This is a genomic window from Halomonas sp. NO4, from assembly GCF_010994375.1.
Lineage (GTDB): Bacteria > Pseudomonadota > Gammaproteobacteria > Pseudomonadales > Halomonadaceae > Halomonas.
The window spans coordinates 47951-54608 of sequence record NZ_WHMA01000022.1; the positions used below are offsets into that span (position 1 = coordinate 47951).

At 64.5% G+C, this 6658-nt stretch carries 9 protein-coding genes; 3 read left to right on the forward strand and 6 right to left on the reverse strand.

Annotated elements, in window-relative coordinates:
* From FEF15_RS14045 to flgB, 4 genes are all read right to left on the reverse strand, one after another.
* The coding region (locus FEF15_RS14045; RefSeq protein WP_205598540.1) for a flagellar hook-basal body complex protein at positions 1-566 on the reverse strand (566 nt) is incomplete at its 3' end.
* A 67-nt stretch (positions 567-633) separates the two neighbouring features.
* On the reverse strand, positions 634-1338 hold the full coding sequence (locus FEF15_RS14050; protein ID WP_163559798.1) for a flagellar hook assembly protein FlgD: 705 nt from the start codon (positions 1336-1338) through the stop codon (positions 634-636).
* Between the two features lie 5 nt (positions 1339-1343).
* The gene (flgC, locus tag FEF15_RS14055; protein ID WP_163559799.1) at positions 1344-1751 is read right to left on the reverse strand and encodes a flagellar basal body rod protein FlgC; all 408 of its coding nucleotides are present in this window, start codon (positions 1749-1751) and stop codon (positions 1344-1346) included.
* 32 nt (positions 1752-1783) lie between these two features.
* Positions 1784-2197 carry a flagellar basal body rod protein FlgB gene (gene flgB, locus FEF15_RS14060; protein WP_163559800.1) on the reverse strand — a complete coding sequence of 138 codons (414 nt, stop codon included), beginning with the start codon at positions 2195-2197 and terminating at the stop codon, positions 1784-1786.
* A gap of 278 nt (positions 2198-2475) precedes the next feature.
* On the opposite strand from flgB, the gene flgA reads away from it, so the two are divergent.
* The 3 genes from flgA to FEF15_RS14075 all read left to right on the forward strand — a co-directional run bounded on the left by flgA (position 2476) and on the right by FEF15_RS14075 (position 3957).
* Positions 2476-3078: a flagellar basal body P-ring formation chaperone FlgA gene (gene flgA / locus FEF15_RS14065; RefSeq protein WP_240454179.1), complete on the forward strand. Its 603-nt coding sequence runs from the start codon at positions 2476-2478 to the stop codon at positions 3076-3078.
* A gap of 136 nt (positions 3079-3214) precedes the next feature.
* On the forward strand, positions 3215-3505 hold the full coding sequence (gene flgM / locus FEF15_RS14070) for a flagellar biosynthesis anti-sigma factor FlgM (protein WP_163559802.1): 291 nt from the start codon (positions 3215-3217) through the stop codon (positions 3503-3505).
* A complete protein-coding gene (locus FEF15_RS14075; RefSeq protein ID WP_163559803.1) occupies positions 3502-3957 on the forward strand; it encodes a flagellar protein FlgN in 456 nt (151 codons plus the stop codon). The genes flgM and FEF15_RS14075 overlap by 4 nt, the downstream gene beginning before the upstream one ends.
* Before the next feature lie 147 nt (positions 3958-4104).
* On the opposite strand, the gene FEF15_RS14080 is transcribed toward FEF15_RS14075, so the two are convergent.
* Together FEF15_RS14080 and FEF15_RS14085 are read right to left on the reverse strand one after the other, a co-directional pair.
* The gene (locus FEF15_RS14080; protein ID WP_163559804.1) at positions 4105-6117 is read right to left on the reverse strand and encodes a diguanylate cyclase; all 2013 of its coding nucleotides are present in this window, start codon (positions 6115-6117) and stop codon (positions 4105-4107) included.
* Positions 6118-6349: 232 nt separating this feature from the next.
* Positions 6350-6658 (reverse strand): zinc ribbon domain-containing protein (locus FEF15_RS14085; protein ID WP_163559805.1); only part of this gene is annotated, 309 nt, incomplete at its 5' end.

The following is a 6658-nucleotide window of genomic DNA, read 5'->3' on the forward strand; positions in this document are numbered from 1 at the left end:
TTATTAGAATATTGGTAATCTATTTCGACGTCGTTGCCCGTTGCATCGGTTACCGTCGCTTGACTCAGGTCTTCGCCAACATTTTCACGCGCATCGAGGTTGAGGGTCATTGACGCATTGGTCGTGGCGCTGGCCGCCAACTCCTCCGCCGAGACGTTGAGCGGCTCGGGCTGACCACCGGTCTGCACCTCCCCGGCCGCGTTGAGCCCGTAGCCCATGATCTGGGCACCCTGGGAATTCACCAGATCGCCTTCGGACGTCATCGACAGCTGGCCGTTGCGAGAATAGAGAACCTCGCCGCCTTCGCCCTGATAACGGAAGAACCCCTGCCCGGAAATGGCCAGGTCGAGGTTGCGATTGGTCGACTCCACGTTGCCTTCGCCGAAGTTCTGCAGCACCGCGGAAACCTGGGTACCCAGGCCAATTCGCGAATTGGCGAACACGTCGGAGAACTGGACGTTGGAGCCCTTGAAGCCCACGGTCTGGGAGTTGGAAATGTTGTTGCCAATCGCTCCCAGCTTGTCCTTCTGGGCATTCAGGCCGCTCAATGCTTGGGAAAAGCTCATCTTCTCGTTCCTCTGCCTACCGGCTTATTGGTGCCGCTGATGCGGTTCTATTCAAAGATGCTACGAATCACAGGATCTGTTTGACCTGGTCGATGGTCACCTGGCCATAGACGGCGCCTAGGTCGAGCCGGACACCGCCATTCTCGTTGGGCGGGGTGACGCCGCCAACGACGGCGTAGTTGAGCGTCTCGGAATCGAGGGTGTCATCACCGCGGGTCGCCTCGACCTTCACGTTATAGGCGCCCGGCGCAGCGTCCACGCCTTCGCTAGTCTTGCCGTCCCAGGAGAAGGATTCCACGCCGGCGCTCACCGAGCCGATGTCATAGCGGTTGACCACCTGGCCATCGCTGCCGGTGATAGTCACGCGCACGTTCTCGGCGCTCTGGCCCAGCTCGATGCCGAAGGGTGTGGTGTGCAGGGAACCTTCGCCATCCTTCTCGAGCAGTACGCGGTTGCCCGGCACCATCACGCCCTGGCCGATCAGACCGGAGGCCTGCATCGCCTGATTTTCATTGATCTGTCCAGTGATGCCGGCCAGTGTCTCATTGAGATCCTCGATGCCGCTGACCGTGTTAATCTGCGCCAGCTGAGAGGTCATCTCGTTGTTCTCGAGAGGGTTGAGCGGGTCCTGGTTCTGCAGCTGCGTGATCAGCAGCGTCATGAAATTGTCGCGCAGGTCACCGGATTGGCTGGCCATGCCACTCACGCCACCCGATCGGCTCCCTCCGGCATTCAATGCGTTGAGCACACCGGAATCGATGGTACTGGACATGGCGATCAGCCCTCCCCGAGCGTGAGTGTCTTCATCATCATCTGCTTGCTGGTGTTCATGACCTCGACGTTGGCCTGGTAGGAGCGCGAGGCGGAGATCATGTTGACCATCTCGTGGACCGGCTCGACGTTGGGCATGGTCACGTAGCCCTCGTCATTGGCCAGCGGATGCTCGGGGCGGTACTCCTGGCGCATGGGCGAGGGGTCTTCGACCACCTCACGAACCCCCACGCCGCCGATGCCGCTGCGACCCTGCTGGCGCGACTCGAACAGCACCTGCTTGGCGCGATACGCTTCGCCATCGGGCCCGGCAACACTGTCGGCGTTGGCCAGGTTGCTGGCGGTGACGTTCATGCGCTGCGACTGGGCGCTCATGGCCGAGCCGGAGATATCGAAAACGGAAAACATCGTCATGTCGGCACTCTCTGCATAGTCAGCCGGCCCGATCATTCGGGCTGCATGGCACCCTTCAAGCCCTGGATGCGGCGGTTCATGAGGGTCAACGCCGCCTGGTAACGAACGGCGTTGTCAGCGAAGGCGGTGCGTTCCCGGTCCATATCGACGGTGTTGCCATCCAGGCTGGCCTGGTCGGGCACTCGATAGAGCAGGTCGCTGCGGGCCGACGGCATGCCCTGCCCGGCCAGGTGGCGCTCTGAGGTGCGCGCCAGCGCCAGACCGCCTCCATCATGGCTGCCCTGCGCCACGGCCTTCTTGAGCTCGTTGGCGAAATCCATGTCGCGCGCCTTGTAGTTGGGCGTATCGGCGTTGGCGATGTTGCTGGCCAGCACCTTGTGGCGCTCCTGACGCAGTCCCAGCGCTTGCTGGTGGTAGTTAAAGGCGGCCTCGAGCTGATCGATCATGCCGGCGCTCCCTGTGTACGCAACGGTCGAGAACGAATGCGAAAATTGCTGAGGGTGCAGAATAGCCAGGCATACATCACCTCAATGGCATGAACAGGCCACGATTACTGGGGCAATTCCGCAGTTGCACCGAGGTAACGGGGGATAGAATGCCAGTCACATACCCTTGAACCCGTGCCGGTCCTCTCATGCTGCGCTTCGTCCCCCGTCGCTTCCTTCTGGGCCTTGTGGCCTGCCTCTGGCTGTTGCCAACGGCGGCGACAGCTGACGATGGCCCGATGGTCGCCGCGGTACAGGCCTTCCTCTACGACCGGGCCCAGACACTTGGCGACGAGATCGTGGTGGAGGTGTACCCGCCTTCCGCCCGCCTGCCCGCCTGCGAGGTGCCCCAGCCGTTTCTCCCCCGTAGCGGCGAGCCCGCCATGGGTCGCGTCTCGGTGGGGGTACGCTGCGGCGAGTCGGGCCGCCAGGTGCGCTATCTCCAGGCGGAGGTCGGCGTGATCGGCTCGTATCCGGTGCTCGCGACCGACCTCGACGCGGGCACCACCCTGCGTGCCGAGCACCTCGACACGCGCCGGGGCAACCTGGCCGAGCTGCCGCGACGCACCCTGCTCGAGGCCGAACGGCTGGTTGGCCAGCTGACCACCCGACCTCTGCGGGCGGGCGAGGCGCTGCAGGAACACCAGGTACGCGAACGCCCGCTGGTCGAGCGCAACCAGCGGGTGACCGTGGAAGCGCGCGGCCAGGCATTTCGCGTCAGCCGTGAGGGGCAGGCCCTGGAGCCGGGCGTGCTGGGCGACGAAGTCCGCGTGCGCTTCGGTTCCCGCGAGATCATCACCGCCCGGGTCAGCGGCGAAGCCACCCTGAGCGTGGACTTTTAGGGGCGACCGGCGCTAGGCTAACGATCACAGCGGACAGGCAGCACACGCTGCCTGCCGGCTGCTGTTCAACCGTACCCTAAAGTTTCGTTCTGCCAGGCCGATAGCAGGGGAAAGCACCGGTCACGAGGCCCATACCGTGAAGATCAACAGCCAGAACCCCCTTGCCCGCCCCACCTCGACCGCGCCGCGGGAAGAGACGCAGCCCGCCAAGGGCCCCGAGCGCACGCAACAGAGCGATGCCGGCCCCGCGGCGCAGACGCACCTGCGTCAGGCGGCCATCGATACCTCGCACGATATCGATACGGCGCGCGTCGAGGAGATCCGCGAGGCCATTCGCGAAGGACGCCTGGAGATTCGCGCCGACCGCATTGCCGATGCGTTGATCGACTCCCTGCAACAGACCACCGGCAACGAAGGCGACGCATGAGCACGAGCCTGGCCAAGCTGCTCCAGGAGCAGCAACATCGCCTGGACACCCTTGTCGACCTGCTTGATGCGGAACGCCGCCTGCTGGCGGAAGCCGAGATCGACGGCGAGGCCCTGGCCGAGATCGCCCAGAAGAAGCAGGCACGTCTCGAGCAGCTCGAGGCTGCCGAGACGCTGCGCCAACGCGTGCAGCAACGGCTCAGCTATCCTGCGGGGCTTGCCGGCGCCCATGACGCCGCGCGGGACGCCGACTGTCTCGCCGCTTGGGAGCAGATACTCGAACGTACCCGCGAAGCCGAGCGCATGAACGGCGTGAACGGCCAGCTCATCCACATGCGCATGAGCCAGAACAAGCGGCTTCTGGACGTCATTCACGACGCCGCCGAGAAGACCCTCTACGGGGCGACGGGCCAGGTCGGCGCCCAGTCAGGGCGCCTGAAGACGTCGGTCTGAATCGGGCGACGTCGGTCGATCCAAGTCGGATGCTGCGCGCGCCCTACTCTTTCGCCTCTCTCTAGCGCTCCTCTCTAGCGCCTCTCTCAGTCTCAACGCCGCCCCCTGACTCTTGCCCCTACTCGCCCTGGGGGGATTCTCGCACCCTCAGGGAAACAGGGCATCGATGCTCTGGTCCTCGCCAATAGACAGGCACTCCCCGGCGGTACCGATCACGATCGCATTGCGCCCTTGTGCCTTGGCCTGGTAACACGCCTCGTCGGCGCGGGCCAGGACAGGGTCGATGGTACTGTCCGCCTCCTGCAGCGCGGTCACGCCCACGCTGAGAGTGACGTGGTAGGTCTTGCCTTCATGACTCACCTCGACTTCCGCCACGGCCTGACGCAGTGACTCCGCGATGCGTGCGGCCTGCTTGAGGGTGCAGCTCGGCAACAGCACGACGAACTCGTCGCCACCCTGGCGTGCCACGTGGTCGCTGCGCCGCACCTCCCAGGCCACCACCTGGGCGATCCGTCGCAGCATTTCGTCCCCCAGGGCGTGACCGCCCTCGTCGTTGATCGGCTTGAAGTGGTCGAGGTCGAACAGGATCAGCACCGAGGGCGTTCCCGTCTTGGTGCACTCCGCCAGCGCTTCCTCGAGACGGCGCTCGAAACCTCGCCGATTGAGCAGCCCCGTGAGGGGGTCGTGTTCCGCTTCCCAGCGCTGCAGGGCTTCCTTCTGGCGGCGCTCGGTGATGTCCTTGACCATGCCGACGAAGCCCAGGGGTTGATCGTTGCCACGCACCTGGGAGGCATGCACTTCGAGCCACAGGGAGCCTTCGCGGTTGTCGAGGTAGCGCAACTGACGCACGAAGTCGCTGCCCGTCCGCAGGGTATGCTGCCACAGGTCTCGAGCCCCTTCACGATCATCGGGATGGATGCGCTCCCACCAATCGCTGGTTCGCAGCGACTCCTCCCCGACCCCCAGCAACTCGCGCAGTGCCGGGTTGATATAGGTGACATAGCCCTCGAGATCGGCAACGAAGACGCCCACGGGACTGGAGGCGAGCACGGCATCCAGAAACGCTTCACGATCGCGCAGATCGGCCAGCGCGGACAGGCGCTCTCTTTCGAGGCGATTGAAGCTATCGGCGACCTGACGCAGCTCGTCCATGCGGGTATCGAGCGCCAGGTAGTGCCGTTGCCCGGCCCCCACTTGAGCAATCTGCGCCTCGAGGCGATGCAGCGGCGCCAGCAACCGCCGAACGAGCCAGCTGATGCTGACGAGCAGCAGCAACGCCACGCCCACCCAGGCCCACCACAACTTGCCGAGAAACACGCTGAGGGGCGCGTAGACCTGGGATTCCGGCAAGGCAATGCCCACCACCCAGTTCGCCGGCCAGATCTGGCGATAGGCCACCAGGGCGGGCGCGCCTTCGATACGCCCGACAACGACCTCCCCCTGCCAGCCATCCAGGGCCAGATCCAGCTGCGGGGCTTTCCGCCACACCCTGGCTATTTCCGAAGAACCATCCGCCCGTCGCGGAAAGAGCTGCTTGCCGGAGGCCGTAAACGCGGCGACGTCACCCTCCTCACCCAGCCGGTGCACCTCGAGGCCGCGAAACAAGCCGCTGCGCTCCAGGTTGAGCATGCCGCCGACCACGCCCTGGAAGGCGCCCCGATCATCGAAGCGCGGTACCAGCACCAAGACCAGCGATTCGCCACTCGCCCGGCCCACGAAAGGTTCGGTAACGTAGGGAGAGCGGGTATGGCGGACCATGGGGAAGAATTCGGTGCTTCGGGTCTCGAGGCCGACACGCCCCTCGACGACCGGCCAGTCGGCGACCACGATCCCCTGCCGATCGGTGACCATGATGCCCTCGAACCAGGCCAGGAGCGCCTGGTTGTCCTGAAGCACCCGTTGCAGATCTGCGCTGCTCTCGTTGCTCAAGCGTTCGGCGAGTTGGCCGAGCGCCTCTTGGCGAAGTGTGACGTCCTCGTTCAACCCCTCCGCCACCAATCGAGCTTCGTAGCGCAGGTGGGACAGGTTGGCGTCGTTGACGAGGCCCTTGCCGAACTGCCAGGCGAGTGCCAGCAGCAAACCGACGATGACCAGCCAGGTGGTGGCAAGCCCCAGCAGCAGGCGCCCCTGCAGCGAGCAGAAGACCCGCGCCAGAGACATGAAACGAATCGATTGCAGCAACGCGCCCTCTCTCGGCTCGACATCATCGCAGCCGCGAATGCCTTCTTGAACGGCCGGCTAACAACTGCCCGCTACCGTAGTCTGATAGAGAGGTATCGGCAGATAGCGACGCACCTTGAGCCGGAGTTGACTGCAGAGCGCCACATCGCATTGAAAAAGTCCATAAGCGGTGACTGCTCCCCGCTCGCTAGCGGGCGGGGCTTCCCACTTCTCAGGCCGCTGCCGGCGACATGCCAGACTGACGCAGGCCTCCATGGGCAGAGACCGACAGCCCTTCGGCCTTCAATTGGAGGATGCCCTGGCGCCGAATGTTGCGCGCCGCATTGATGTCCCGGTCGATGCCTTGGGTGCCGCAGGCCGGGCAGTCCCAGGTGCGGATAGTGAGCGGCATCGACTCGACCTTGTGGCCGCAGTGAAAGCAGGTCTTGCTGCTGGGGTACCAGGGGTCGATTTTCACCATATGCTTGCCTGCCTGCTCGGCCTTGTAGGCAAGCTTGACGAACAGGCCACCCCAGGCCGC

Coding starts and splice junctions, on each gene's coding strand:
- flgB (WP_163559800.1), bottom strand. CDS start 2,197: ATGATCGATCAGCTCGAGGCCGCCTTTAACTACCACCAGCAAGCGCTG.
- FEF15_RS14075 (WP_163559803.1), top strand. CDS start 3,502: ATGAGCACGAGCCTGGCCAAGCTGCTCCAGGAGCAGCAACATCGCCTG.
- flgC (WP_163559799.1), bottom strand. CDS start 1,751: ATGACGATGTTTTCCGTTTTCGATATCTCCGGCTCGGCCATGAGCGCC.
- flgA (WP_240454179.1), top strand. CDS start 2,476: ATGGTCGCCGCGGTACAGGCCTTCCTCTACGACCGGGCCCAGACACTT.
- FEF15_RS14080 (WP_163559804.1), bottom strand. CDS start 6,117: ATGTCTCTGGCGCGGGTCTTCTGCTCGCTGCAGGGGCGCCTGCTGCTG.
- FEF15_RS14050 (WP_163559798.1), bottom strand. CDS start 1,338: ATGTCCAGTACCATCGATTCCGGTGTGCTCAACGCATTGAATGCCGGA.